General features: G+C 71.3%; 19 protein-coding genes and 4 pseudogenes. 15 read left to right on the plus strand and 8 right to left on the minus strand.

Annotated elements, in window-relative coordinates:
• The first annotated feature begins 211 nt into the window (after window positions 1-211).
• The 4 genes from HC362_RS05855 to HC362_RS05870 all read left to right on the plus strand — a co-directional run bounded on the left by HC362_RS05855 (window position 212) and on the right by HC362_RS05870 (window position 4673).
• Complete coding sequence (locus HC362_RS05855) at window positions 212-1909, plus strand: sensor histidine kinase (protein WP_243082844.1); 1698 nt, start codon at window positions 212-214, stop codon at window positions 1907-1909.
• Window positions 1906-2595 (plus strand): response regulator, encoded by a 690-nt coding sequence (locus HC362_RS05860; protein ID WP_243082845.1) that lies wholly within the window; start codon window positions 1906-1908, stop codon window positions 2593-2595. The genes HC362_RS05855 and HC362_RS05860 overlap by 4 nt, the downstream gene beginning before the upstream one ends.
• Before the next feature lie 83 nt (window positions 2596-2678).
• Complete coding sequence (locus HC362_RS05865) at window positions 2679-3581, plus strand: LysR family transcriptional regulator (protein WP_243082847.1); 903 nt, start codon at window positions 2679-2681, stop codon at window positions 3579-3581.
• Between the two features lie 120 nt (window positions 3582-3701).
• Complete coding sequence (locus tag HC362_RS05870; protein ID WP_243082848.1) at window positions 3702-4673, plus strand: MBL fold metallo-hydrolase; 972 nt, start codon at window positions 3702-3704, stop codon at window positions 4671-4673.
• Window positions 4674-4817: 144 nt separating this feature from the next.
• Here HC362_RS05870 and HC362_RS05875 read toward each other — a convergent pair whose 3' ends face one another.
• Both HC362_RS05875 and HC362_RS05880 read right to left on the minus strand, forming a co-directional pair.
• A complete protein-coding gene (locus HC362_RS05875; protein WP_243082850.1) occupies window positions 4818-5522 on the minus strand; it encodes a response regulator transcription factor in 705 nt (234 codons plus the stop codon).
• Complete coding sequence (locus HC362_RS05880; protein WP_243082851.1) at window positions 5519-6757, minus strand: histidine kinase; 1239 nt, start codon at window positions 6755-6757, stop codon at window positions 5519-5521. Before HC362_RS05880 ends, HC362_RS05875 begins: the two co-directional genes overlap by 4 nt.
• A 101-nt stretch (window positions 6758-6858) precedes the next feature.
• Here HC362_RS05880 and HC362_RS05885 point away from each other — a divergent pair, with 101 nt between their 5' ends.
• The 4 genes from HC362_RS05885 (at window position 6859) to HC362_RS05900 (ending at window position 11405) form a co-directional block, all read left to right on the plus strand.
• Window positions 6859-7332 (plus strand): hypothetical protein, encoded by a 474-nt coding sequence (locus HC362_RS05885; protein WP_243082853.1) that lies wholly within the window; start codon window positions 6859-6861, stop codon window positions 7330-7332.
• On the plus strand, window positions 7329-8915 hold the full coding sequence (locus HC362_RS05890; protein WP_243082855.1) for a hypothetical protein: 1587 nt from the start codon (window positions 7329-7331) through the stop codon (window positions 8913-8915). Before HC362_RS05885 ends, HC362_RS05890 begins: the two co-directional genes overlap by 4 nt.
• 226 nt (window positions 8916-9141) lie before the next feature.
• Window positions 9142-9903 carry a CPBP family intramembrane glutamic endopeptidase gene (locus HC362_RS05895; protein WP_243082856.1) on the plus strand — a complete coding sequence of 254 codons (762 nt, stop codon included), beginning with the start codon at window positions 9142-9144 and terminating at the stop codon, window positions 9901-9903.
• Between the two features lie 68 nt (window positions 9904-9971).
• Window positions 9972-11405, plus strand: coding sequence for an FG-GAP-like repeat-containing protein (locus tag HC362_RS05900; protein ID WP_243082857.1), 1434 nt, complete (start codon window positions 9972-9974; stop codon window positions 11403-11405).
• A gap of 133 nt (window positions 11406-11538) precedes the next feature.
• Here HC362_RS05900 and HC362_RS05905 read toward each other — a convergent pair whose 3' ends face one another.
• Entirely contained in the window at window positions 11539-13605 is a 2067-nt protein-coding gene (locus HC362_RS05905; RefSeq protein ID WP_243082859.1) for a PP2C family protein-serine/threonine phosphatase, read from the minus strand.
• A 168-nt stretch (window positions 13606-13773) separates the two neighbouring features.
• Here HC362_RS05905 and HC362_RS05910 point away from each other — a divergent pair, with 168 nt between their 5' ends.
• Both HC362_RS05910 and HC362_RS05915 read left to right on the plus strand, forming a co-directional pair.
• The gene (locus HC362_RS05910; RefSeq protein WP_243082861.1) at window positions 13774-18060 is read left to right on the plus strand and encodes a HAMP domain-containing protein; all 4287 of its coding nucleotides are present in this window, start codon (window positions 13774-13776) and stop codon (window positions 18058-18060) included.
• The gene (locus HC362_RS05915) at window positions 18057-18695 is read left to right on the plus strand and encodes a response regulator (RefSeq protein ID WP_279240068.1); all 639 of its coding nucleotides are present in this window, start codon (window positions 18057-18059) and stop codon (window positions 18693-18695) included. The genes HC362_RS05910 and HC362_RS05915 overlap by 4 nt, the downstream gene beginning before the upstream one ends.
• A gap of 6 nt (window positions 18696-18701) precedes the next feature.
• Here the strand turns inward: HC362_RS05915 and HC362_RS05920 are convergent, their stop codons facing one another.
• Entirely contained in the window at window positions 18702-19610 is a 909-nt protein-coding gene (locus HC362_RS05920) for a LysR family transcriptional regulator (protein WP_243088380.1), read from the minus strand.
• A gap of 77 nt (window positions 19611-19687) precedes the next feature.
• On the opposite strand from HC362_RS05920, the gene HC362_RS05925 reads away from it, so the two are divergent.
• From HC362_RS05925 to HC362_RS05940, 4 genes are all read left to right on the plus strand, one after another.
• Window positions 19688-20701, plus strand: a complete 1014-nt coding sequence (locus tag HC362_RS05925; RefSeq protein WP_243082862.1) for an EamA family transporter — start codon at window positions 19688-19690, stop codon at window positions 20699-20701.
• Between the two features lie 8 nt (window positions 20702-20709).
• Entirely contained in the window at window positions 20710-21372 is a 663-nt protein-coding gene (locus HC362_RS05930) for an NAD(P)H-binding protein (protein WP_243082864.1), read from the plus strand.
• Window positions 21373-21496: 124 nt separating this feature from the next.
• Entirely contained in the window at window positions 21497-22414 is a 918-nt protein-coding gene (locus HC362_RS05935; RefSeq protein ID WP_243088381.1) for a DUF5996 family protein, read from the plus strand.
• Window positions 22415-22526: 112 nt separating this feature from the next.
• Window positions 22527-23207 (plus strand): DUF899 family protein, encoded by a 681-nt coding sequence (locus HC362_RS05940; protein WP_243082865.1) that lies wholly within the window; start codon window positions 22527-22529, stop codon window positions 23205-23207.
• Here the strand turns inward: HC362_RS05940 and HC362_RS05945 are convergent.
• The 3 pseudogenes from HC362_RS05945 to HC362_RS05955 all read right to left on the minus strand — a co-directional run.
• A pseudogene (locus HC362_RS05945) lies at window positions 23204-23468 on the minus strand (IS5/IS1182 family transposase); the annotation flags it as partial. The gene HC362_RS05940 and the pseudogene HC362_RS05945 overlap by 4 nt on opposite strands.
• A 99-nt stretch (window positions 23469-23567) precedes the next feature.
• Window positions 23568-23750 (minus strand): annotated as a pseudogene (locus HC362_RS05950) (DDE endonuclease); the annotation flags it as partial.
• Window positions 23747-24045: pseudogene (locus HC362_RS05955) on the minus strand (winged helix-turn-helix domain-containing protein); the annotation flags it as partial. The pseudogenes HC362_RS05955 and HC362_RS05950, both read right to left, overlap by 4 nt.
• A 7-nt stretch (window positions 24046-24052) precedes the next feature.
• Here HC362_RS05955 and HC362_RS05960 point away from each other — a divergent pair.
• Window positions 24053-24347 (plus strand): annotated as a pseudogene (locus HC362_RS05960) (tyrosine-type recombinase/integrase); the annotation flags it as partial.
• A gap of 102 nt (window positions 24348-24449) precedes the next feature.
• On the opposite strand, the gene HC362_RS05965 reads toward HC362_RS05960, so the two are convergent.
• Window positions 24450-25124, minus strand: coding sequence for a hypothetical protein (locus tag HC362_RS05965; RefSeq protein ID WP_243082867.1), 675 nt, complete (start codon window positions 25122-25124; stop codon window positions 24450-24452).
• Window positions 25125-25999 lie beyond the last annotated feature (875 nt).

The raw sequence follows: 25999 nt of genomic DNA on the forward strand, positions 1-25999 counted from the left end.
TCACGGCTGGACAACAAAACCGCGCACAAGGCTGGCCACCGGGCCTGCCGCCTCTTACGTTGCGTTCACACACCACGTTCAGGCCGCGCGTGGCGTGAAAGTTTCGCTTCGCAACAGCGTCCGCTCCGCCGGGGGCAGCCGCTTCGTGCGGGGCGTACGCGCCCGCAACCCGTGAGGGTGAAGGCGGAAGGGTCGGAAGACAGGGAGTGCGATGCGTATCCGCTGGCCCACACGTGTCTCCGCCCAGGTCCTGGTCGTCCAGCTGGTCCTCACCACCGGGGTGACGGCACTGGCTACGGGCTTGTTCCTGGCCCCGTTCAGCTCGGAGATCGACGACCAGGCCACCAGCAGGGCGCTGGCCATCGCGCGGACCACCACCGCCGACCCGCAGCTCACGCGTGACCTGCTCACCACGGCGCCGAGCCCGACCGGTCCTGTGCAGCGCGACGCCGAGCGGATACGCAAGGCCACGGGCGCGCTGTACATCGTGGTGATGGACACCCGCGGGGTGCGCTGGTCGCACACCAACCCGGCGCGTATCGGCCGGCACGTCTCCACCGACCCCAGCCGCGCCCTCGCCGGTGAGGAGGTCAGGCAGATCGACACCGGCACCCTGGGCCGTTCAGCGCGCGCCAAGGCGCCGCTGCGCGACAGCTCGGGGAAGATCGTCGGCGCGGTCTCGGTCGGCATCTCCTACGGCAGCGTGCGGGAGAAGCTGTTCGCCGAGGTGCCGCGGCTGCTGAGTTACGCGGGGATCGCGCTCGGCGTGGGCGTGCTGGCCGCGCTGGTGGTCGCCCGCAGGCTGCGCCGCCGTACGCACGGGGTCGCGTTCGCCGACATCTCGGCGCTGCTGGACGAGCGCGAGGCGATGCTGCACGGCATCCGGGAGGGCGTGGTCGCCGTGGACCGGCACGGCAGGGTGCGGATGGTCAACGACGAGGCGCAGCGGCTGCTGGGCCTGGGCCCGCAGGACGCGGGGACGCCGCTGGACGAGCTGCTGCCACCGGGGCGTACGGCCGACGTGCTGACGGGCCGGGTGGCCGGGGCCGATCTGCTGACCATCAGCAGCGGCCGGGTGCTGGTCGTCAACCGGATGCCGACCAGGGACGGCGGAGCGGTGGCGACATTGCGCGACCGGACCGAGCTGGAGCTGCTCGGCCGCGAGCTGGACAGCACCCATGGGCTGCTGGACGTACTGCGCGCCAAGGATCATGAGCACGCCAACCGCCTGCACACGGTGCTCGGGCTGCTCGAACTGGGCCGGCACGACCGGGCGATGGAGTTCGTCGCCGAGGTCACCGACGCGCACAGCGCATCCGTCGACCAGATCGCCGAGCGGGTGCACGATCCGCTGCTCGCGGCGCTGATCGTCGGCAAGACGACCATCGCCGCCGAACGCGGCGTCGCCCTGCGCCTGTCCACCGACACGCTGCTGCCCGACCGGGTGGTCGATCCGCGCGATCTGGTCACCGTACTGGGCAACCTCATCGACAACGCGCTGGAAGCCGTCACGGCCCATCGCCGCGCCGACGCCTTCATCGAGATCGAGCTGCGGTCCGAGCACACCACCGTCGTGCTCCAGGTCTCCGACACCGGCCCTGGAGTCCCGCCCGAGCTGCGCGAGCGCGTCTTCGAGGAGGGGTGGTCCACCAAGGAACCGCCCGGCGGCCCGTCCACGCCGGCTGCCGCCCCGGCGTCCGCGCCCGGCAGCGCCCGGCCCGTCGCCGTGCCGCGCGGCCGTGGGCTGGGCCTGGCCATGATCCGGCGGCTCGCCGAGCGGTACGGCGGCATGGCCCGCGTCACCGCGCGTGCGGGCGGCGGAGCCGTTTTCACGGTCGTACTGCCCGAGGCGCTGAGTGTGGAACGCGCCCCCGACCGCCTGCTGACCGCCGAAGGAGAGTCCCGATGATCGACGTCCTCGTCGTCGACGACGACTTCCATGTCGCCGAGATCAACGCCGCCTATGTGGCGCGGGTGCCCGGCTTCCGGGTCGCGGCCCGCGCCCACACCGCGGCGCAGGCCCTGGCGACGCTGGAGCGCACCCACATCGACCTCGTCCTCCTCGACCACTACCTGCCCGACGAGACCGGTGTGACCCTGGTGCGGCGGATGCGGCAGCTCGGCCACTTCATGGACGTGATCATGGTGACGGCCGCCCGGGATGTCGCCACGGTGCAGGCGGCCATGCGCTGCGGTGCGCTCCAGTACCTGGTCAAGCCGTTCAACTTCGCGGGCCTGCAGTCGAAGCTGGAGCGCTACGCCGAACTGCGCCGCACCCTGGAGGGCGTGGGCGGGCGCGGCGAAGCAGGCCAGGAACAGGTCGACCGCATCTTCAGCGCCTTCAGGACCGGCCCCGCACACACCGAGCTGCCCAAGGGCCACTCCGCGCCGACGGTCGACCTCATCCGCCGCGCCCTGGGCGACGCCCCGCACCCGCTGTCCGCACACGAGATCGCAGCCCGCACCGGTATCAGCCGCTCCACCGCGCAGCGGTACCTCAAATACCTCGAAGGCGAGGGCCGCATCAGCCTCACCCTCAAGTACGGCGACACCGGCCGGCCCGAACACCGCTACTCCTGGGCGACGGCGACGTAGCCGGCGGCATAATCACCAAGGTCAGCACATCTGGACCCGGTGCCACGGCACCCACAGATGATCCGCCCGGAACCGTTGGTGCCATGGAACTTCGTCAGCTCAGATACTTCGTCGCGGTGGCCGAGGAGTCGCACTTCGGGCGGGCGGCCGAGCGGCTGATGATCGTGCAGTCCGCCGTGAGCCAGCAGATCGGCCGCCTGGAGCGCGAGCTCGGGGTCGAGCTGTTCGACCGGTCGCCGCGGCGGGTGCGGCTGACCGACGCCGGTGCGGCCTTTCTGCCGGAAGCGCGTGCCGTGCTTGCGGCCGAACAGCAAGCGCTCGCCGTGGCCCGGAACTTCACCGCCGGGCGCGGAACGGTGCTGCGGGTGGGGACGAGCCAGGGTATGGGCGAGCGGCTGGAGCGGGTCCTGGAGGAGCTGGAGGTGCGAGCTCCGCAGACCCGGGTGGAGCTGAGATCACAGGAGACCAGGGAGCGGCTGCGGCGGGTCGCCGAGCGGGAGTGGGACGCGGCGTTCGTCCGGGGGGAGATGCAGGCACCTGGGCAGGTGCGGCAGATCCCGGTATGGCAGGACGAACTGAGGGTGGCGGTCCCGGCCCGGCTCCCGCTGGCAGCGGACGACCAGGTGGACCTCGCGCAGCTCGCCGGGATGCCGCTGTATCTGACGGCTCGACGGAACAACCCGCCGCTGGTCGACCTGGTGATGCGGGCCTGCCGGGACGCGGGTTTCGAGCCGGTGCCCGGGCCGCCGCACAGCTCTTTGCAGGACACCCTGGCGGCGCTGGGGGCGGGAGCCACCGGCTGGTCGGTGGTGTACGCGGCACACGCCCGGCAGCTGCTCGGGGGGCGGGTCTCCTTCTTCCCGGTGCGCTCACCCGGGCTCTCGTTGCCGACGGCGCTGGCGGTGCACAAAGCGGCGGCCTCCGAGCGGCTGCGTCCCCTGATCGAGGCGTGCCGGGCGGCAGGCGGCGGCCATCACGATTCGTGATCGTCGCGTTCTCCGAGTGCCGCTGGTTCGCGGCCCCGCGCAGCGGTGAACTGGATGCGGCAGGCCCCACCGCCGTGGCTGGAGCCACTGTCCCACCAGTCTTCGACCAGGAGCACACCCATGCCCATCGTCAACGCCCAGCAGGGTCCGCGCGACCTGTCGCACCCGGAGACGCACCGCGGAACGAACCCCGCGCGAACCCCGGAGACGTCCCCAGCGGCTTCTCCCGGGGAGCGGCTGCGGCGGCCCGGCCGGCTGCGGTCGCTCCGGCTCGGCGACGTCAAGGTCACCTACCTGCCTGACGGGGCGGTCGACTTCGACCCGCGGGCCTGGCTGCCCGAGAGCACCGAGGATTACTGGGCCGCGCACGCCGCCAATCTGGACGACTCCGGAAGGTTGATCGGCGGCGTCGGCGGTCTGCTGGTGGAACGGGAGGGCCGCGCACTGCTGATCGACGCGGGCTTCGGCCCGCACGCGGAACCCGCCCGACCCGGCTACCCCAGGGGAGCCATGCACGGGGGCGCGCTGCTGGACAGCCTGGCCGCGGCCGGCCGCTCGCCCGCCGAGATCGAGGCAGTGGCCTTCACCCATCTCCACCGGGACCACATCGGCTGGGCCTGGAGTCCGGTGCCCGGCAGCGACGTGCTGCCGTTCGGTGACTGCCCGTACCTGGTCGCCGAACCCGAATGGAAACACCGGCGCCGGCTCGGAAGGTTCGGCGTCACCGAGGAGATCCTCCAGACGATGGCGCCCAGGGTGCGTACGGTGAGCGACGGTGAGGAGATCTTCCCCGGGGTGCGCATGGTGCTGGGCAGCGGCCACACCGCCGGGCACGCGCGGTACGACATCACAGCGGGGAGCGAGCGGCTGATCGCGTTCGGGGACGCGATGCACTCGCCGCTCCAGGTGGACCGTCCGGAGTGGGCGGCCGCCGTCGACCTGGACGCCGGGCAGGCCGCGCTGGAGCGCCGCCTGCTGGTGGCGGAGCTCGCCAGGACGGGGGCGATCGGTTTCGGCGTCCACTTCGCCGACGTGGTCTTCGGCCGGGTGCGCCTGGACGGCTGCGGCACCGCCTGGCGCCCCCTCGACTGAGGAAGAGCGATCGGGCCAAGGAGTGCCCCGCACGGGGGCCTCGCATTCAGGGGCGCGGGGAACTGCGCAAGCAACCGACCACGCGCCCGCAGCCCGCAACCGGCGAACGGGGGCGGGCACCCTCACCGGAAAAGCCGTCAAGTGCTAGCCGCCGCGCCCCGCGCCGGGGACGACGATGCCCGTCTCGTAGGCGTGGATCACCGCCTGGGTGCGGTTCTGCGCTGACAGCTTGGTGAGGACGTTGCTCACATGGGTCTTGACCGTCTCCAGGCTCACGGTGAGGCGGTCGGCGATCTGCGTGTTGGACAGCCCGGCGGCCATCAGGCGCAGGATCTCCGTCTCCCGGTCGGTGAGCGCCGGGCGGCGGTGCCCGGTCCCGGGCCGCTCCCGTGCGGCGACCAGCCGCCGCACGGCGTCCGGGAACAGCAGACAGTCACCGGCTGCCACCAGCCGGACGGCGTGGGCCAGTTGCCGGGTCGGGGACCGTTTGAGCACAAAGCCGTCCGCACCGGCGCGCAGCGCGTCGTAGACGTAGTCGTCGCTCTCGAACGTGGTGATGACCAGAACCTTCGACGGTGTCGCGAGGTCGGCCCGCAGCCGCCGGGTCGCCTCGATACCGTCGAGTTCCGGCATGCGTACATCCATCAGGACGACATCGGGCCGCAGTTGCCGCACCAGCGGGAGCACCTCGGCGCCGGTGGCGGCCTCGCCCACCACCGAGAGGTCCGGCTGGGCCGACAGCAGCACCCGCAGTCCGGCCCGGGTGAGTTCCTCGTCGTCCGCGATCAGCACTGTCACGAGCCTCTCGCCGGTGGCAGGCGGCGCTCCCGCGCCGGTCGGCCCCGTCATGCCCCGGCCCACAGCGGTATCCGGGCGGCCAGCCGCCATCGGCCGTCCGCCGCGGGGCCCGCCGACAGCTCCCCGTGCAGCAGCCGGACCCGCTCGGCCAGCCCGGTCAGACCCTGGCCGGGCCGGGACCGCCGCCGCGTCAGGCCGAGGCCGCGGGTGACGGGGTTGCTCAGTTCCACAGCGAGCAGGCCGCTGTTCGGGCCGTCCTCGACGGCGACGCGGACGGTGACCGGCGCCTGGTGGGCGTGGCGGAGGGCGTTCGTCAGGCCTTCCTGAACCAGCCGGTAGGCCTCGCGGGAAACGGCGGCGGGGACCTGGGACCAGTCCCCTGCCAGATCGGCGCACACTTCGGTGCCGGTGCTGCGTACCCCGTCCAGCAGGCCGGGCAGGTCGGCGAGGGTGCGCCGGGGCACGGTGCTCGCGGCGCCGGTGCGCAGCACGCCGAGGACGTGGTCGAGGTCGTCCAGGGCGCTGCGGGACGACTGCTCGATATGGGCCAGCGCCTGGCGTGCGCCGCCGGGGTCGGCATCGATCAACTCGGCGGCGACCTGGGCCTGGATGGTGGCGGCGGTGAGTGTGTGCCCGATCGAGTCGTGGAGTTCCCGTGCCAGTTCGGTGCGCTGTTCCAGGCCGCGCACCCGGGCCTCCAGCGCCGCGACCTGTTCCTGGCTGCCGGGCCCCAGCAGCAGCGGACCCAGCGCCCGGAAGGCGGCGGTCAGCCCTGAGCAGCACCAGGCGGCACCCAGCAGGGCGACGAGCGCTGCCAGTGGGGTCCAGGCGCCGCGCGGGCCCGCAGCCACCGTCACCGACAGACCGAAGACCTGCACCCGGTCGCCCCCGTGCAGCCAACTGCCCACCATCAGCAGCCCGGTGAGCGTGAGCAGCAGCACGGTCACCGTCACCACCCAGCCGGCCGCCACGTGCGCCAGCAGCCAGCCGGCGGACCGGGCTCGGGCCCTGCGGTCGGGGCGCGGCGCGTCCGGCGAGGGGACGGGCATCCGGGTGCGCAGCAGCCGGTTGGCGAGACGGATGCAAACCGTACGGGACGCGGCGGGAGCGCCACAGGCAGCCACCAGCAGAGCGAGTGCCGAGGCAGCGGCAGCCAGTTGCCACTCCCGACCGGCGAAGCGGAGGCCGGGGACGGTCGGCAGGAGCACCACCGGCGTCAGCAGGCAGCCGAAGGTGAAACCGGCCAGCGCGAAGACAGCGCCCCGGTAGCCGTCAGCCCTGGTCAACGGTCGTATCAGCAGCCACACATCCCTCAGTATCACTGAACGCGCATCTCGTCTCCTCCCCCGTACGAGCCGGCCGGGCCTCCCTCCCGCGGGGGAGGCGGATGGCTCGCGGCCGTGAGGCGGCGGCCGGCTTCGGTGACAAGGCTGGCGTCATGCTCGAACTGATCGACATCAGCAAGGTCCACCGAGGCGGCAATCGGTCCGTGGACACCGTCACCCTGCGTCTGGAGACCGGCCTGCTGGGGCTGCTCGGACCGAACGGCGCCGGGAAGTCGTCTCTGATGCGCATCGCCGTACTGGCGGGCGGGCGGCTGCGGGCCCACGGCACGGCCGGGGAGCTGCTGCGGACGGTGAACGGCAGGGTGTGGGAGGCCACGGTGCCGCCCGAGCGCGCCGCCGCGCTCCAGGCCCGCCATCTGGTGGGCCGCACCGCGCGCACGCAGGAGGGCGTACGGCTGCGGCTGCTGGCACCCGAGCCGCCCACCGCCGAGGCCCGGCCCGTCCGACCCGACCTGGAGGACGTCTACCTCGCCGTCGTCGAGCAGGCGGGCCTCGACCGGGCGGGCGCCCGATGAAGGCCGCGCCGCTGCCGGAAAGGCTGGTACGGCTGGCGCTCGGCGACTTCCTGGACCGGGCCCGCCGTCCGGCCTACGTCGCCGTGCTGGCGGCAGCAGTCGCCCTCGGCTACCTCGCCGTGCCCGAGACCGGCTCGCATTGGGTCGTCATGCGGGTGGGCGACTACCGGGGCCGCTACGACAGCGCCTACACGAGCACGGTCGTCGCGCTGGCCGCCGCGCTCTGGCTGCCGCTCGGCGGCTTCTACGTGGTACGCGACGCTCTCGGCCGGGACCACAGAAGCGGGGTCGGCGAGCTGCTGGCCGCCACCCCGCTGCGCACGGCGGGCCACTTGGTGGCGAAGTTCCTCGCCGGCGCCCTGGTGCTCGCCTCCATGGTCGGCGTGCTGGCCGTCACGGCGGTGGTGATGCAGCTGGCCAGAGGCGAGTCGACAGCTGTCGACCCGGTAGCGGTGCTCCTCCCGTTCCTCGTCGTCACGCTGCCGGTCGTGGTGCTGACCGCCGCCGCGGCGCTGCTGACGGAAACAGTCCCGCTGTTGCGTGGCGGCGCCGGAAACGTTGCCTGGTTCTTCGTATGGCTCATCGGCGGCGTGGGCGGCATGGGTGCGGCCGCGCCGCTCGGCGGCCTGGGCGTGCACGAGCCTGTCGCCTCCATGAGGGACGCGCTGCTCGCCCAGGGCGGCCGCGCCCCCGCCCAGGACTTCAGCCTCGGCTTCACCTACGAGCACACCCCGCTGCGCGTCTTCGACTGGGACGGCTTCACACCCAGTGCCGGCTATCTGCTCGGCAGGGCGGGGCTGCTGCTGCTCGCGGTCGCCCTGGCCGTGCTGCCCGCCGGGTGGTACCCCAGGTTCGCCCCGGCGGCGGACGGCGGCCGGGTGCGTCCCCGTGCGCAGGACCCCGCCGGCACACCGCACGGCGTCGCCGTCCGGCCCGCGGGCTTCCACGGCGTACCCCGCACACCGGTCCGCACAGGACGCACCGGCCGTCGGCTCCCGGCGGGCGAACTGCGCATCCTGCTGCGCGGAAACAGCGTGTGGTGGTGGGCGGGGATCGCGGCGATCACGGTCGCCGGAGCGCTCGCGCCGCTGCCCGCCGTCAGCCGTATCGTCCTGCCCGCGGCCTGGCTGTGGCCTGCGCTGCTGTGGTCCCGGCTCGGTGCCCAGCGCCATACCAACGGTGTCACGGCCCTGCTCGGCGCCTATCCCGGGCCGCACCGCAGAGCGCTCGCGGAGTGGCTCGCCGGAGTGGCCGTGGCAGCGCTGGCCGGTGCCGTCCCGCTCATCCGCATGCTGTTCGCAGCCGACCTTCCGGGGGTCACCGCCTGGTGCGGCGGCGCGCTGTTCGTCCCGGCACTGGCTCTGGCGCTCGGCACCCTGAGCCGTACCGGGCGGCTGTTCCAGGCGGTGTACCTGCCCCTCTGGTACACGACGGCCAACGGCCTCCCGCTGCTCGACTTCATGGGAGCCAACCGCACCGAAGGCCACCTGGCGGGCCCCGGCCCGCTCCTCTTCCTCGCCCTGGCTGCGCTGCTGCTGGGCGCGGCGCTGCTGACGGGCACCGCCCGCCGCGCGAGGGCCTGACGTGCCGCATCCCTCCCCCCCTTGGCACAAGCCCCCTTGCACTTCCCCTCGCCGCAGGACACATCTCCGCTTCCGCAAGTCCTTCCATCTCAAGCTTCGTTACGTGAGGAGTTCCGTCATCGTGTCCGCGACGCCGCTACAGCGCCCTTCGTCACCAACCCGAGCCGCCCGCGGCCGGGGCATGGGGGCCTTCTTCGCCCTCGCCTTCGGCGGGAGCTGGTTGTGCATGTTCGGTATGCGTCTGGCGGGCTGGTCGCTGGTCAACCCGCTCGCCCAGCTCTCGTTCGCTTTCCTTCCCGCCGTCGGCGCCCTGGTGGCCCGCCGGGTCAATGGCGAGGGTTTCGGCGACGCGGGGCTGGCCCTGCGGCTGCGCGAACAGTGGCGCTCCTATCTGGCCGCCTGGATGTGCCCGCTACTGCTGGCCTTCGCCACGATCGGCCTGGCTGCTGCGCTCGGCGTGACCGGCGTACGACTGTCAGCGCTGGACGGCCTGGTGCCCGGCCTGCCCGGCTGGGCCGGGGTGGCGGTGCTGATGGCCGTGGTGCCGCTGCTGACGCCGGTCTACTGGGGCGAGGAGTTCGGCTGGACCAGCTATCTGCGTCCCCGTCTGTACCCGGACAGGCTCGGCCGCTCCATCCTCGCCACCGGCCTGATATGGGCAGCCTGGCACTATCCCCTCGCCTTTCTCGGCTATATCGAGTTCCCCGACCCGCTGCTCGGCCTGGCCCTGTGGACATGCTCCTTCCTCTTCCAGGAAACCTTGCTCGCGTTCCTGTATCTACGCAGCGGCACCATCTGGACCGCGAGCCTGGCGCACGCCGGGAACAACATGGTGCTCGCGCTCGTGGTCGGCACGGTGCTCGAGAACAGCGACGCGACCACGCTCACCTGGCTCCCCATCCTTCCGCTGGCCGCCCTGAGCGCACTTGTACTGCTCGCCCACCGCAGGCTCAACTCCCCCACCAGACACAACCATTCGGCCGGGTAGGCGGTCTGAGTCCCCGAACCTGCCGCAGAGAGCAGCGAACAGAGAGCGAAGAGGAGAAGAGGACACGTATGCGCAACCGGACACTCGTCACCGCCGCGACCCTGACCGCCCTCACCGCCGGCAGCCTTGTGGTCCCCCTCGCGACGGCGGCGCCGGCCGCCGCCGCGCCCGCCGGGCAGCGGGCGGACTTCAACGGCGACGGCTACACCGACGTGGCGGTCGGAGTGCCCAAGGCCAACGGCCAGGCAGGCGCCGTTGTGGTGACGTTCGGTTCCGCTTCCGGCGTCTCGCCGTCCCGTTCGGTACGCATCACCCAGGACACGGCGGGCGTGCCGGGGGCGGCCGAGGCGGGTGACCAGTTCGGTGAGAACGTCACCCACGGCGACGTCGACCACGACGGCTACGCCGACTTGATAGTCGGCGCTCCCTACGAGAAGAACGACGGCGCACCCGACGGCAGCCTGTCGGTCGTCTGGGGCGGCTCGAAGGGCTTCACCAGGGGCGGCATCTCCCTCCAAGCGCCCACCTCCGACGACCGCAACTTCGGTCAGGGCGCCTCCTTCAGCGACCTGGACGGGGACGGGACCGGGCAGCTCCAGGTCGTCAGCGGGCGCCACTTCTGGTGGTACTCGGAGTCGACACCCAAGGGCGACGGCAGCGATGTGGCCCTGGGACTGGAGGACGACTTCCTCCCCGACGACGTCCAGCTGGACGGTGTGGCCGCCGGTCGTTTCGCGGGCACCGGAGTCAACGACTATGTGCTGTACGGGAAGCGCGGGGACGGCGACGGCGACTATCTGGCGACGTTCCGGGGCGGCCCGGGCGACATCGGCTACGACCACACCGTCCTGTCCGACGGCGGCACGGAGACCCGCTCGGTCGCCACCGGCGACATCGACAACGACGGCCGGACGGACCTGGTGACCGGCGAGCCGGTGGGCGGCCGGGAGGCGGGCGCGGTCACCGTCTGGTGGGGCGCCGAGGGCGGCCTGGGCACCGGGCGGAAGCCCGTCAGCTACGACCAGAACAGCCCCGGCGTCCCCGGCACGGGCGAGACGGGCGACAGCTTCGGCGCCGACGTCTCGGTGGGCGATGTGACCGGCGACGGCTACGCGGACATCGCCGTGGGCGTACCCACCGAGGTCGTACGCGGCACCAGGGCCGGTGTGGTCGTCCTGCTCAAGGGCTCGGCCGACGGGGTCAGCAGCACCGGTGCGCAGACCTTCCACCAGGAGACCACCGGCGTCCCGGGTATCGGCGAGGACGGCGACCGCTTCGGCTCCGGCGTGCATCTGGCGGACATCGACGGCAACGGCAGGGCTGACCTGTTCACCGCCGCCGACAGCGAGGACATCGGCACCGTCGCGGACGCCGGTGCGGTCTGGGTGCTGCGCGGCACCTCGTCCGGCCTGACGACCAGCAAGATCACCTCGTTCAACGGGGCCGACTTCGGCTTCACCCGGAACACCGGACTCAACTTCGGCGAGGTCTTCGACCATTGACCGGTGCTGCACGCCGGCACTTGCCGGGCGGTCGCGCTGCCACTTCGCGCTGCCACTTCGCGGGGCACCGGGCAGGGTCGGGCCGGTCGGTGGCGGGCGCTGTCGCGGACGGCGGGGGCGGTGGGGGGCGGGCTCAGTCGGCTGTCGCGTGCAGGACGAGGATCGCCAGGTCGTCGTCGAGCGGCTCCGGGCCGAAGTCGTGGGTGGCCTGACGCACCCGTTCCGCGACCGCCGCGGCGCCCATACCGGCGCAGCCGGCGAAGATCCGGGCCAGTCCGTCGTCGTCGTCCAGCTGCCGGGGGCCGCTGCGGCGTTCCGTCACCCCGTCGGTCACGCACAGCAGCGACTGGCCCGGGGCGAGGTCGAAGGGGTAGGCCACGAAGTCGGCTGACTCGTCGATGCCGAGCAGCAGTTGTGGCTCCACCACGGGGACCACCCCGCCGTCCGGGGAGAGCTTCAGCGGAGGCGGGTGTCCGGCGCTGGCGACGGTGCAGCGGGCTCCTCCCGCCCGCCCGTCGGCCTCCAGCTCCCCGTACACCACGCTCAGGAAGCGCGGCCTGGCGCCCTCTCCGGCCACGGCCACGGCCTCCGCGCTCTCCTCGGCCATGGTGGCGTTCAGCTTGCCGAGCACGGAGGCGACGCCGTGCCCCTCGCGGGCGAGCAGCCGCACCAGGTGCCGGGTGAGCCCGGTGACGGACATCGCCTCGGGGTCCTTGCCCTGGACGTCGCCGAGCATGAAGGACCAGCGGTTGCCGCCCAGCGGGAACAGGTCGTAGAAGTCGCCGCCGACGGTCTGGCCCACCGCGTGCGGCTCGTAGACGATCGCCGTCTCCACCCCCGGGATGTCGGCCAGCGACCGCGGGAGCTGTTTGCGCTGCAACGCGTGGCTGATGCTGGTCTGCCGGGTGTACTGGCGGGCGGTGAAGACGGCCTGTGCCACCCGGCGCGCGACGTCCTCGACGGTCCGTGCGACGGAGCTGGTCATCTCCGTCGCACCGGATCTGCCGATCACCAGCGAGCCCAGACAGGTACCGCCCGCGACCAGGGAGAAGGCCAGCGCCGAGCCGGTTCGCCCAGGGCCTGAGGCCTCGCCGGGCCAGGGCCAGGGGATGCCGACGGTCCGCAGGCCCACCGGGGGCGGGTCCGGCTCCAGGGCGAGCCGCAGCGCCCGGACCTTCCGCTCGTCGGAGTGCCAGACGCGGGAGAGCCGCATCCCTCCGGTGTCCTCGGTCAGCCAGACGGCGCACCAGTCGGCCAGCCGTGGCACCAGCAGCTGCCCCACCAGGGCCGCGACCATGTCCGCGTCCAGCTGCCCGGCGAGGAGCTCCCCGGCCTCGGCCAGGAAGGCCCCTCCCGGGTCGGTCCATCCGGCCGTACGGCGCTCGTCCGCCTGCCGGGAGGCGGAGAAGATCTCGGCGGCGACCAGCTCCCGGTGCATGGCCTCGTTGAGCGACCCTGAGGGCCTGGGCTCCAGCTCGGAGACGGCGACGCGGAACCAGACGGCCTTCTCGGTGCGCCGGTAGGTCACGCCCCAGGACTCGGCCAGCGCGCCGACCAGCTGGAGGCCCAGGCCCCGCCCGGCGCCCCGGCGGCCGACCGGGTCGCTGCTGATGCGCCCCGCGGGCTGCGCGTCGGTCACCTCGACCCGGACGGCCTCGATCCCCACCGGACGCCCGGCGGCGTCCGCGCCTGTGGCGGCCCCGCCCGTGTCGGCGGCGCCCGTGTCGGCGGCGCCCGTGGCAGCGGCGCCTGTGACGGGTGCGTCGGTGGCGGATGCGTCCGTGGATGCGGCGTCCGTGTCGCCCCCGCCCGTGGCGCCCCCGCTTCCGGCGCCCCCGCTTCCGGCCGGGGCGGCGGCGCCCGACGACACGGCGTCCGACGGAGCGGCGTCGACCGAAGCGGCGCCCGACGGGGCGGCACCCGGCGAGGCGGGGCCCGACGACGCGGCGTCGGACGGGGCGGCGCCGCGCGGGGCGCCGGGGTGCGTCTCCGGCTCGAAGGTCTCCACCTCGCAGGCGACCTCGATCCGCGTCCCGGCGTGCACGAGCGCGTTGGTGACCAGTTCGCTGACGAGCAGTTCGGCGTCCTCGGTCAGCCGTGCGAGCTGCGGCTGGGGCGTCGCGCCGGCGCGGCCGTGCTTGCCGATCTGGGCGCTTACGAGCGCACGGGCCGCGGAGGGCGCGAGCTGACTCGCGGGCAAGGCCCTCCGCGACACGGAGCCGCTGGGACCGGCGGACGGCAGTCGCACAAGCTCTCCTACTCGGCTGACCAGCGCTGACGCCCTCGCGACCGTCCAGCGCCGAACTCCTTATATTAGGATATGAGTGTATATATCGGAGGCTGGGAACGTGATGCCATGGAGGGCTCCATGGACGACCCTCAGGGCATATGTGTGCGGGAGAGGGACCTCCGTCCGCTGCTCGGAGCGATGAGAGCGCTGAGCGACGGGGATTTCTCGGTACGCGTCGGGAACGAGAGCGAAGGCGTCCTGGGCGAGCTGGCCGGGACGTTCAACCAGATCGCCGCCCGGAACGCACACCTGACCTCGGAGCTGGGTCGGGTTCGCCGGGAGGTGGCCCAGGGCGGGCGGCTCGACGAGCGGGTCAGGGCCAGCCCGGGCCAGGGCGAGTGGTCCACCAGCGTCGACGAGGCCAACCGGCTGATCGAGGCTCTGGCCACCCCGGTGACCAGGGCGACCCATGTGCTGGAGTCCATCGCGGACGGGGACCTGGCACACCACCTGGAGCGCTCGGGGTCCCAGCAGTGGCGCCACGGCGATCTCGGACGCCTGGAGAGCGGCGTCAACCGCCTGGTGGACCAGCTGTCCATGTTCACCGGGGAAGTCGTACGCGTCGCACGCGAGGTAGGCACCGAGGGCAACCTGGGCGGCCGCGCGGCCGTGGGGGAGCTCTCCGGCGACTGGCGGCGGGTGACCGAGGCCATCAACACCATGGCGGAACGGCTCACCGGCCAGGTCCGTGACATCGCCGGGGTGACGACAGCGGTCGCCAACGGAGACCTGACCCAGAAGGTGACGGCCGAGACCTCCGGTGAGCTGCTGCAACTGAAGCGCACCGTGAACACCATGGTCGACCAGCTGTCGGCGTTCGCGGACGAGGTCACCCGCGTCGCACGCGAGGTCGGCACCGAGGGCAACCTCGGCGGACAGGCAGAGGTGCGGGGGCTCTCGGGCGTATGGCGGGACCTGACCGACAACGTCAACCTGATGGCCTCCAATCTGACCTCGCAGGTACGCAACATCGCCCAGGTCTCCACGGCCGTCGCCCAGGGCGACCTCAGCCAGAAGATCACCGTCGAGGCGAAGGGCGAGATCCTCCAGCTGATGAGCGCGGTCAACGCGACGGTCGACCAACTGTCCGCGTTCGCCGACGAGGTCACCCGCGTCGCACGCGAGGTCGGCACCGAGGGCAACCTCGGCGGACAGGCACACGTCCGGGGCGTGTCCGGCGTGTGGCGCGACCTGACCGACAACGTCAACCTCATGGCGTCCAACCTGACGGCGCAGGTACGCAACATCGCCCAGGTCGCCACCGCCGTCGCCGAGGGGGACCTGTCCAAGAAGATCGATGTCGACGCCAAGGGCGAGATCCTCCAGCTGAAGACCACCCTCAACACGATGGTGGACCAGCTCTCGGGCTTCGCCGACGAGGTCACCCGCGTAGCGCGCGAGGTCGGCACCGAGGGCAACCTCGGCGGACAGGCGCAGGTCCGGGACGTGTCGGGGGTGTGGAAGGACCTCACCGACAGCGTCAACTCCATGGCGCTGAATCTGACCTCGCAGGTCCGCAGCATCGCCCAGGTGACCACGGCGGTCGCCAACGGTGACCTCTCCAAGAAGATCGACGTCGACGCACGCGGTGAGATCCTCGAACTGAAGGACACCGTCAACACCATGGTCCGCCAGCTGCGATCCTTCTCCGACGAGGTCACCCGCGTCGCGCGCGAGGTCGGCACGGAGGGCAACCTGGGCGGCCGCCGGGCCGAGGTGCACGGGGTCTCGGGGCTGTGGAAGGACCTCACGGACAACGTCAACTTCATGACGATGAACCTCACCTCGCAGGTCCGCAACATCGCCCAGGTCGCCACGGCGGTCGCGGGCGGTGACCTCTCCAAGAAGATCGACGTCGACGCACGCGGCGAGTTCCTGGAGCTGAAGACCACCCTCAACACCATGGTCGACACCCTCTCCTCGTTCTCCGCCGAGGTCACCCGTGTGGCCCGGGAGGTCGGCAGCGAGGGGCAACTCGGCGGACAGGCGCGGGTCGAGGGCGTCTTCGGCACCTGGAAGGGCCTCACGACCAGCGTCAACGAGCTCGCCTCGAACCTCACCACACAGGTCCGCGCGATCGCCGAGGTCGCCGACGCGGTCACCCAGGGCGACATGTCCCGTTCGATCCAGGTGGACGCGCGCGGCGAGGTCGCCGAGCTGAAGGACAACATCAATGTGATGGTGGCCAACCTGCGCGAGACCACCCGCACCAAGGACTGGCTGGAGTCCAATCTGACGCGTATCGCCGGGCTGATGCAGGGCCAGCGGGATCTGGTGGAGGTCGCCGATCTGATCCTGCGCGAGCTGACGCCGCTGGTGAACGCGCAGGCCGGAGCGTTCTTCCTGGTCGGCTCCGGCGAGAGCGGACAGCCGGGAGAGGAACTGGAGTTCATCGCCGGCTACGGCACCAGCGGACGCGAGGACACCGGCGCGCATGCCGACTGCCCGGTGCGCGGGCTGCTGGCGCAGGCGGTCGCCGAGAAGAAGCGCATCCTCATCGAGGACGCGCCGCCGGACTACGTACAAGTGGAATCCGGGCTCGGCTCCGCACCCGCCGCACACATTCTGATCCTCCCGATCCTCTTCGAGGACAGGGCGCTCGGTGTGATCGAGGTGGCGTCGTTCAGCAAGTTCAACGATGTCTATCTGACGTTCATCGACCAGTTCGTGCACACCATCGGTGTCTCGATCAACACCATCCTGGCCAACGCCCGCACCGAGGAGCTGCTCTCGGAATCCCAGCGGCTCACCTCCGAACTGCGCCAGCGCTCCGACGAGCTGCAGCGCACCAACGCCGAACTGGAGGAGAAGGCCGCGCTGCTGGCGACGTCGTCCCAGTACAAGTCGGAGTTCCTGGCGAACATGTCGCACGAGCTGCGCACCCCGCTCAACTCGCTGCTGATCCTGGCGCGGCTGCTGGCCGACAACCCCGACGGACGGCTCTCCGAGCAGGAGGTCGACTTCGCGACCACCATCCACCGCTCCGGCTCGGACCTGCTCCAGCTGATCAACGACATTCTCGACCTCTCCAAGGTCGAGGCAGGGCGGATGGACGTACGGGCCAGGCGGCTGCCGCTGAAGAAGCTGCTGGACTATGTGCAGGCGACGTTCCGGCCCGTGACCGCGGACCGCGGTCTGGCCTTCGACGTCGTGGTGGGCGAGAACGTGCCGCGGGAGCTGTACTCCGACGAGCAGCGCATCCAGCAGGTGCTGCGCAATCTGCTGTCCAACGCCGTGAAGTTCACCTCCTCGGGCGGGGTCGAGCTGCGGGTGGAGCGCGCCGCCGGCACGGAGTTCAGCGAGCCGACGCTGCGCGACGCCGAGGCCGTCGTCGCCTTCTCCGTGAAGGACACCGGCACCGGCATCCCGCCGGAGAAACTGTCGGTGATCTTCGAGGCGTTCCAGCAGTCCGACGGCACGACCAGCCGCAGGTACGGCGGCACCGGCCTCGGCCTGTCCATCAGCCGTGAGATCGCCGGCCTGCTCGGCGGCCGTATCGACGTCGAGAGCACGGTGGGCGAGGGCTCGCGGTTCACGCTCTCCATCCCGTCGGTCTACCCGGGCAGCACGCCTCCCTCCCCCGCGCCGACGCCTGCAGCGGCGCGGCCCGGCGCGGAGGTGCCCGAGCCGAAGAGCCCGAAGCCCGCCCGGCCCGCCGCCGTAGCGCCTTCGCCCGCACCCCGGCCCGAGCCCGAGGAGCCGGCCGAGCCTGCCGGGACCGTTGGAGCCGTCGAGGATGCTGGGGCTGCCGGGACTGCCGAGGCGACCCGAGCCGCCGAGGCTGCCCGAGCCGCCGAGGCTGTCGAGGTCGAGGAACGTCCGCGTGCCGGGCCGCCCGCCGAGGAGGAGACGCACGAGCACGCCTGGCCGGAGACGACGAAGCTCAAGCAGTGGCTCGGCGGACCGCGGAGCGACGTCCTGTCGGGCAAGACGGTACTCATCGTGGACGACGACATCCGCAACGTCTTCGCGCTCACCCATGTGCTGGGCCGCGTCGGCATCACGGTGAAGTACGCGGAGAACGGCCGCGAGGGACTCGAGATGCTGGACCGTTCGCCCGAGGTGTCGCTGGTCCTGATGGACATCATGATGCCCGAGATGAACGGCTACGAGGCGATCGCGACCATCCGGCGCACACAGCGCCTCGCGGGGCTGCCCGTCATCGCGCTGACCGCCAAGGCGATGTCCGGCGACAGCCAGAAGGCGCTGGACAGCGGCGCGGACCGGTACATCTCCAAGCCCGTGAACCTCGAAGAGCTGTTGCAGGCCATGTACGACCTGCTCAACACGCCAGACGGTGCGGGCCAGGACGGCGGGGGGCCGGCAGACGACAGCGGCGGCGGATCACGGGGGCGGACGCCGTGACAGCGCCGGTCCCTGACAGGTCGAGCATTCTGATCGTCGACGACATGGAGGAGAACCTCGTCGCTCTCCAGGCGGTGCTCGGCCCACTGGAGCAGCACCTGGTGACAGCGCGCTCGGGCGAGGAGGCCCTCAAGGCGATGCTCCGTCAGGACTTCGCGCTCGTACTGCTCGATGTGCTGATGCCCGGGATGGACGGCTTCGAGACGGCGAGCAACATCAAGCGTCTCGACCAGACCAAGGATGTCCCCATCATCCTGCTGACCGGCAACGAGGTGGACCGCGACTACGCCTACCGCGGCTACGCCCTGGGAGCCGCCGACTTCCTCGCGAAGCCCATCGACCCCTGGGTGCTGCGGACGAAGGTCAATGTGTTCCTCGACCTGGACCGCAAGAACCGGCAGCTCGCCGTCCAGGCCGAACAGCTCCGACGGCTGCTGGACGCGGACGGCGGGCCACCGGCGACGGGCCAAGGCGGCGCCGGGCAACTGGACCGGATCACCGAGCGGCTGGTCCGTATCGAAGTGCTGCTGCGCGGCCGCGACACCGCCGACAGCAGCACGCTGGCCGACCGTATCGCCGAGTTGGAACGTTCGGTCCGTCGGCTGGAGACGGCCGACGGCAACGGCACCGGCTGACCGCCCTCACCCCGGGCCCGGCTCCTTCGCTCCCGCTCTGACCCCGAGGACGTCGAGCAGCGCCCGGGTGGCCGGGCTGGGGTTGAAGCTGCTCCACGCCAGGTACTCCACGCGCCGCGGCCCGTCGGCCACCGGGACCAGCGCCAGCTGCGGGTCGGCGGCGGCCAGCGGCTGGACGAAAGCCGACGGCAGCAGCGCGACGCCGAGCCCTCGCGCGACGAGCTGGGTGATCAGCTCGGCCACCCCCGCCTCGTACGCGACATCGCGGACCAGGCCGGCGGCGGCGAACGCCTGATCGGACTGGGCCCGGCCGGGTGACCCGTCCCTGAAGTCGACGAACGTCTCCTCGGCGACGTCGTGCAGCGTGACCCGGGAGGCCCCGGCGAGCCGGTGGCCGGCCGCGACCACCAGCACATGTGCGTCCCGGTCGAGGACGAGGGCCTCCACACCGGTCGGCCGTTCGTTCTCCGGCAGGCCGAGAAAGGCGATGTCGAGTTCGCCGTTCCGGATCGCCGCGGCCAGTTCGTCGCTGCTCCCGGCGCGGAGGCCCACCCGGACGTCCGGGTACCGGGCGCGGTACCGCTGCAGCAGCTCGGGGACGTCGATGGCGGCCGTGGTCCTGATCATGCCGACGGCGAGCCGGCCGCGCACCACACCGGCCGCCGCGGCGGCGTCGGCGACCGCGCGGTCGGCGGCGGCCAGACACTCGCGCGCGCCGACCAGAAACGCCTCTCCGGCGCCGGTCAGCTCCGTACGGCGGCTGGACCGTTCGAAGAGCTTGACCCCCAGCTCGCGTTCGAGACCGGCGATCCGGTGGCTGAGCGACGACTGCACCACGCGGCAGCGCTCGGCGGCACGGGTGAAGTTGCGGGTCTCGGCGACGGCGACGACGTATCTGAGCTGCTGCAGGTCCACGCGACCATCGTTCTCCTTCATAGCTGCTATCGCAACCATGCTTTGGATAGATGCTGCGGTGCCCCGAGACTCCTCACATGAACACCCTGACCGAGCGGTCGCCCGACCCGCCGCCACCCTCGAACGCGCAGCGCGCTGCGACCGTCGCGCTGACCGCGCTCGCCCCCGCGTCCTGGGGCACCACCTATGTCGTCACCACAGAACTGCTCCCGCCCGGGCACCCGTTGTTCGCCGGGCTGATGCGCGCACTGCCCGCCGGGCTGCTCGCGCTGGCCCTCACCCGGGTGCTCCCGCGCGGCGACTGGTGGTGGAAGGCCATCGTCCTCGGCGTACTCAACATCGGCGGGCTTCCCCTGCTGTTCCTGGCCGCCGAACGGCTCCCCGGCGGCGTCGCCGCCACCCTCGGCGCCGCACAGCCGCTGCTCGTCGCGGGCCTGGCCATCGCCGTACTCCACGACCGGCCGACCGCCTGGCGACTGGCCTGGGGCGTGCTCGGCGTGCTCGGCGTCGGCCTCGTCGTCCTCGGCCCCGAGGCCCGGCTGGACGCCGTAGGAGTGCTCGCCGGTCTCGGCCACACCTCCCTGATGGCAGGCGGAGTCGTCCTCACCAAGCGCTGGGGCCGCCCGGCCGGGGTCGGCCCGATGACGCTGGCCGGCTGGCAACTGACGGTCGGCGGGCTGCTGTTGCTCCCCCTGGCCCTGACTGTCGAAGGGGTACCGCAGCGGATCGACGCCGCGGCAGTCGGCGGCTATCTGTGGCTGGGCAGCATGGGCGGACTGATCGCGTACGCGCTGTGGTTCCGCGGCGTCGGAAAGCTGCCGGTCGGCGCCTCAGCCCCGCTGGTGCTGCTGTCGCCGCTGGTCGCGACGGTCATCGGGCTCGCGCTGGGCGAGTCGCTGAGCCCCCTGCAGACCCTGGGGTTCGTCCTCGCCCTCGCGGCGATGCTCGCCGCGCAGCTCTCGGCGCCACGCTTGCCGGGCCGTCTGTTCGGCGGGAGGCCCGTACCCGCGCCCACGCCCACGCCCGCACCCGCACCCGCACCCGCACCCGCACCCGCACCCGCACCCAAAGCAGAAGGACCGATCCGATGAAGGCAAACATGACGATCGCTGTGTTCGGCGCCACCGGGATGGTCGGCAGCCGGGTCACCACGGAGGCCCGCGCACGCGGCCACCGGGTGCTCGCCCTCTCGCGGAAGCCCGCGCACGAGGACCCGGACGTGACGCCGGTCGCGGTCGATGTGAATGACCCGCACTCGGTACGCGAGGCGCTCGCGGGTCCGGGCTCCCCCGGCGCAGCGGACGCCGTCGTACTGGCCGTGCGGACCCTGCCCGTCGACCAGGACTTCCTGGTCGGCGCCACCCGCACGGTGCTGGACGCCGCGGCGCGGCTCGGGGCCCGCGTCCTCGTGGTCGGTGGCGCGGGCGCGCTGCGCAGCCCGGAAGAGCCCGGACTGCTGGTGGCCGACAACCCCGTGTATGTGCCGGCCGAGCTGAAAAGCATCGCCGCCGCGGGTGTCGCACAGCTGCGGGCCTGCCAGGACCGTACCGACGGCGACTGGGCCTATCTGAGCCCACCGGCCCTGCTGGAGCCCGGCGCCCGCACCGGCCGCTATCGGCGCGGCACCGACACCTTGCTCACCAGCACCGACGGGCGCTCCTGGATCAGCGCCGAGGACCTGGCCGTCGCCGTGATCGACGAGCTGGAAGCCCCTGGCTCCGACCCCCACTTCACGGTCGTCCACCAGGGGGATGAGCGGTGAGCACCCTCGCGCCCAAGGGGCGAACCCGAGCTGGTTCGCCCCTTCGGCCCCTGGCCCTCTCCCTCCGGGTGCCGGATGCCGGGTTGCGGGGCATCGTGGAGGCGTGACGGAATTCTTCCCGCCGATGCCACTGGACTGGTGGCGGCCCACCAAGGAGACGCTGCACCGGTTCGCGCAGATCGTCGGCAAGATCCGCCTGGCGGCGAGCCCCCGGCGCAACCACTGGTGGAACGTCCCATTCCATGTGACCGGGCGTGGCATCACGACGCGTCCGATGGGCCAGGTCGACGGGAATCCGATCTTCACCATCGACTTCGATTTCGTCGACCACCGCCTCGTGATCACGGCTCTGGACGGGGAGCGGCGCTCCATCCCGCTTCAGGGGCAGTCCGTGGCTTCCTTCCACGACGCGACCATGGCAGCTCTGGACGAGCTGGGAATCCGGGTGGAGCTCGCCGTTCCGCACCCGTTCGACCTGCCCGACGCCGACCGGCCGTTCGCCGAGGACACCGAACACGCGTCCTACGACCCGGAGGCCGCGGGCCGCTACTGGCGCGTGCTGAGCCAGGTGGCTTCCGTGCTGGAGGAGTTCGCGGCCGACTACTGGGGGAAGGCCAGCCCGGTGCACCACTTCTGGCACACCTTCGACATCGCGCACAGCCGGTTCTCCGGGCGCCCTGTCGACCAGCCGCCGCAGACCGACCCCGTCACCCGTGAGGCGTACTCCCGGGAAGTGATCAGCTTCGGCTTCTGGTTCGGCGACGACACCTTCGCCGAGCCCGCGTTCTACTCGTACACCGCTCCCGAGCCGCCCGGCCTGGACCAGGAGCCGCTCAGTCCCGCGCCCGCGCGGTGGGTGGCCCACGGCGGCAGCCACCTGGCGCTGCTGCGCTACGACGACGCCCGCGCCGAGAGCGACCCCCGCGCCGCCGTCCTGGCCTTCTACGACAGCGCCTACCGCACCGGCGCTGAACGCGCCGGATGGGACGTCGCGGCGCTGGCGTGCCCCGGAGGCGTCACGGACCCGGTCCTGCGGAGCTGACCCTCCCCCGCCGTCGCCTCGGCCGTCCGGGCTCGCCTGGCGGGCACCGGCCCGCGGGCGGACAATTGCCGACACAAGACGGCAGCTCCCAGGAGGTGGTCCGGAAGTGGTCATGCGCCAGACGAATCTGGCCGGGGAGTCGGCCGACTACGTCGGTGCCCGGGAGGAACTGCGTCAGGCCGAGATCGAGCTGATGCGCCATCGCGAACAGGTCGCCGACCTGCGCCGTCGGCTGCCGCCTGGCCCCGTCGTCGACGACTACGAATTCGAGGAGGGCCCCGCGGATCTGCACGCCGGTGACGTGCCGGCCCGGACCGTCCGGCTGAGCGAGCTGTTCACCGGGCCCGACCGCGACCTGGTCGTCTACCACCTGATGTACGGCAAGGGGCAGACCGAGCCCTGCCCGATGTGCACGATGTGGATCGACGGGTTCAACGGCGTCGCGCGCCACCTCGCGCAGAACGTCGATTTCGTGGTCGTCGCCGCGGCAGACCTGCCCGCCCTGCGCGCGCACGCCCGGGACCGCGGATGGCACGGCCTGCGCCTGCTCAGCGCCGCGGGGAACACCTTCAAATACGATCTGGGCAGCGAGGACGCCGATGGCGCACAGGACTCGACCGTGTCGGTGTTCACCCGCGACGGCGGCGGATCGGTACGCCACTTCTACTCGGTGCACCCGAGGATGTCCGACGACATCGACCAGCGCGGCATCGATCTGCTCACCCCTGTCTGGCACGTCCTGGACCTCACCCGCCAGGGCCGCGACGACTGGTTCGCCGCTCTCGACTACTAGGACCTCTTGTCGTAATGGGTGGCAACGGCCCGGGAGTTCTCGAGCCGGTTGACCGTCCGCTCGTCCTCGTTGCGGCGTTTGCAGGTCTCGCGGTCGAAACCCGTGGATCGGCCGCCCTTGGTCCCGGGGCGTTTGCGGTTGGCCTGCTGGTCTCGCGGCTCGGGGATGGTGTGATTGATCCGGCGTCTTCGCAGGCAGCGGCTGGTTGCGGCGTCAGCTGTAGGCCTTGTCACCGCCGAGGTGGCCAGGCATTGTGCGCGGGGTGACCGCCCTGCGGCCAGGTGACCCGGCCGGATGCTTCGAGAACCCCGATCATCTGTCGTGTGTCATCCCACTGTCCTGGCGGGACCAGCATGGCCGGGAGAAGCTTTTGCCCCCGTCGGGCCGGGCGTCCGGGCAGGGCCGGTAGATCAGCCGCGAGCGTTCGCCTGCTTTGTAGCAGGCCATGGCGGCGACCGATAAGCGGCGGCGGGAGTGGCCCCGGACGCGAGCCACCGGGGTGTGACCGCGGTGGGACCAGGTGCGGGTGGTCGGCGGCGTCATCGAGAATCCGGCTTCGTCCTCGAAGACGAGCCAGGCGTCGAGCGCCGCCACGGTCCTTCCACGCTCGGCCAGGTCTCCTTCACCCAGCCGGCCACCGTCGCCTCGTCGCGCTCGATCACGCGACGGGCGGGACCTGGCAGCTCCAGCCGTGCCGCTTGAGCAGGGCGGCCACGCTTTGCACGGTGTAGCTCTTGTGGAACCGGCGCCCGATCAGGATCTTGATCCGCGCCAGGGTCCAGGTCTGGTCCGGCCAGCCGTGCGCCACCGGCCCCTTGGCCAGCTCTTGCTCGAGGAGCAGGACGATCGACCCGACCGACCTCACCCGCACCTTCATCACGCTCCTCCGCAAGGACGGCCTCCGCCGCATCCGCTTCCACGACCTCCGACACTCGACCGCCACCCTGCTCCTGGAACAAGGGAGCCGAACTCATCGTGATCAAGGAACTCCTCGGTCACTCCCACATCGGCGTCACCGCCGGCGTCTACGCCCACGTCCGACTCCGACTCCAACGTGACGCCATCGGCACCCTGGGCCACGCCCTCGGCGGCCAGGCCGACGACCCCGACGATCCACCCGCCGCAGCCGTCGTCCGCTGACGTTGCCGTCACCGTGCCGTCAAGCTGATGGGCCCCTTCCGATCTTCGGAAGGGGCCCATCTCTATCTACTCTGCGGAATGCCCTTCTCAACCAGGCTTTTCTCAGTAGGAAACGCGGGAGAAATGGAATCCAGCACGCCAGGACGTATCCCCGGACAAGAATTTCTGAAATGCATCAATGATTCTTGGAAGCTCTCCAACTACGGCCCGGAAATGCTTATCCTCGGCCCCTTCTTTGAACTCCAGGACATATGCCCCAGCAGGCACTCCCGCAGCGACGCCAAACCCCACTTGAATGAACCAGCCTGGCCGGGTTTCAAGGATGGCATACCAGTCTTCCGGTGAAAGTTCACCCAACGCCTGGATCACGTCACCTTGACTCGGACCGTCGATGACAGACCCGTCGGCAAGTTCCAGCGTTGCGGAGCTTTCACCTTTCGGGACATAAACCTTCCCGGACTGCGGATCGTAGCAAGTTACCCCACTCCTACTGGCTAGCCCTAGCAAGTACTCGGAAGTTTCCGACTGCTGCGGATACGAGATCGAGACGATCAGGCATTCGCTAGTCCGGTACAGGGGTGCCGCCCACGGAGAGACTTCGAAGTTCTCCTCCGTCAAGTCCGGAAACCGACTGGTCAGCTCAGCATAGAACGTCTCCAACGCGGGGTGCTCATCCGCGATACCAGCGCCACCCTCAATCATGGCTCCGTACTTTCGGGCCGCTTCGGCGGGGGAAATAGACTGCTCCTCCCACCAAAATCCAAGATCAAAGCTCATGAGATCACTCCTGTAGGGGGAACACCCTGCCAACGCTGTCGGGGGCAGCCTACAGAGACAGCCTGTCCCCGGCCAATCAGCGAGGAACCCAAGCGTTGAAGGTCCCCTCCAGGGTGATACCTCCGCCGGTTGTGACCGAGTTCCCCGGTGTATTGAGCCAGTCGTCAAATCTCCTCTGCGGAGGGGTCAGGGGTGAAGATCCCCCCTTTGTCTCCACTCCGAGCCAGCGGCCGTCGATCTGAACCCCTCCGTCATATTTCCGCAGCGGAAAGCCGGGAACCCGCGCATAGACCTGACCTCGGATGATTGGAGCACCATCCAATTCGAGCTGATCCATGACGGTTCGCTCATCGAGAGAGCCGTCCGTTCCCGGCTCGCCATTCCGCTTTGCAAATTTCCCGTCAGGTGTGCGCGGCGCTTTCCCAGTCGGGCAGTTCGAATTGTGGACAAGGACCGGCGTCGAGCCCGCGAGCACATAGTACGTGTGCTCGCCGGGCGGCCGTCACCTGCATTTTCGCTGGTCAGCGAATTCCGGCCGGTCCGTAGGTGTGCATGGAAGTGCCGTGCTGTGCGCCTCTGTTGCCGTCGGCGTTGCCGTCAGACGGCTACGCGCGTGAGGGCGGTGGAGTGGGCTTTGGCCGGTGTCCTGCCCGGGTTGGGGTCGGGCATGGTCAGGGGGCCGTACGCTGGCCCGGCAACTCGGGCAGGTTGTGATCCTGCCCGGAATTTGAACGAGTGGCCCCCTGGCCTTGCCCGACGCGGGCCCCGGCCCGGGGAGGTGGGTAAAGCCCACGGAACCGACCGGCCCCGCCCCCGGCCCCGCCCCCGGGCCTACGCCCCGACCAACTCCCTGCCGTCGCCTCGCCGTCGGCCTG

It is taken from the genome of Streptomyces sp. 891-h (assembly GCF_022760275.1).
In the GTDB taxonomy this organism is placed as follows: domain Bacteria; phylum Actinomycetota; class Actinomycetes; order Streptomycetales; family Streptomycetaceae; genus Streptomyces; species Streptomyces spirodelae.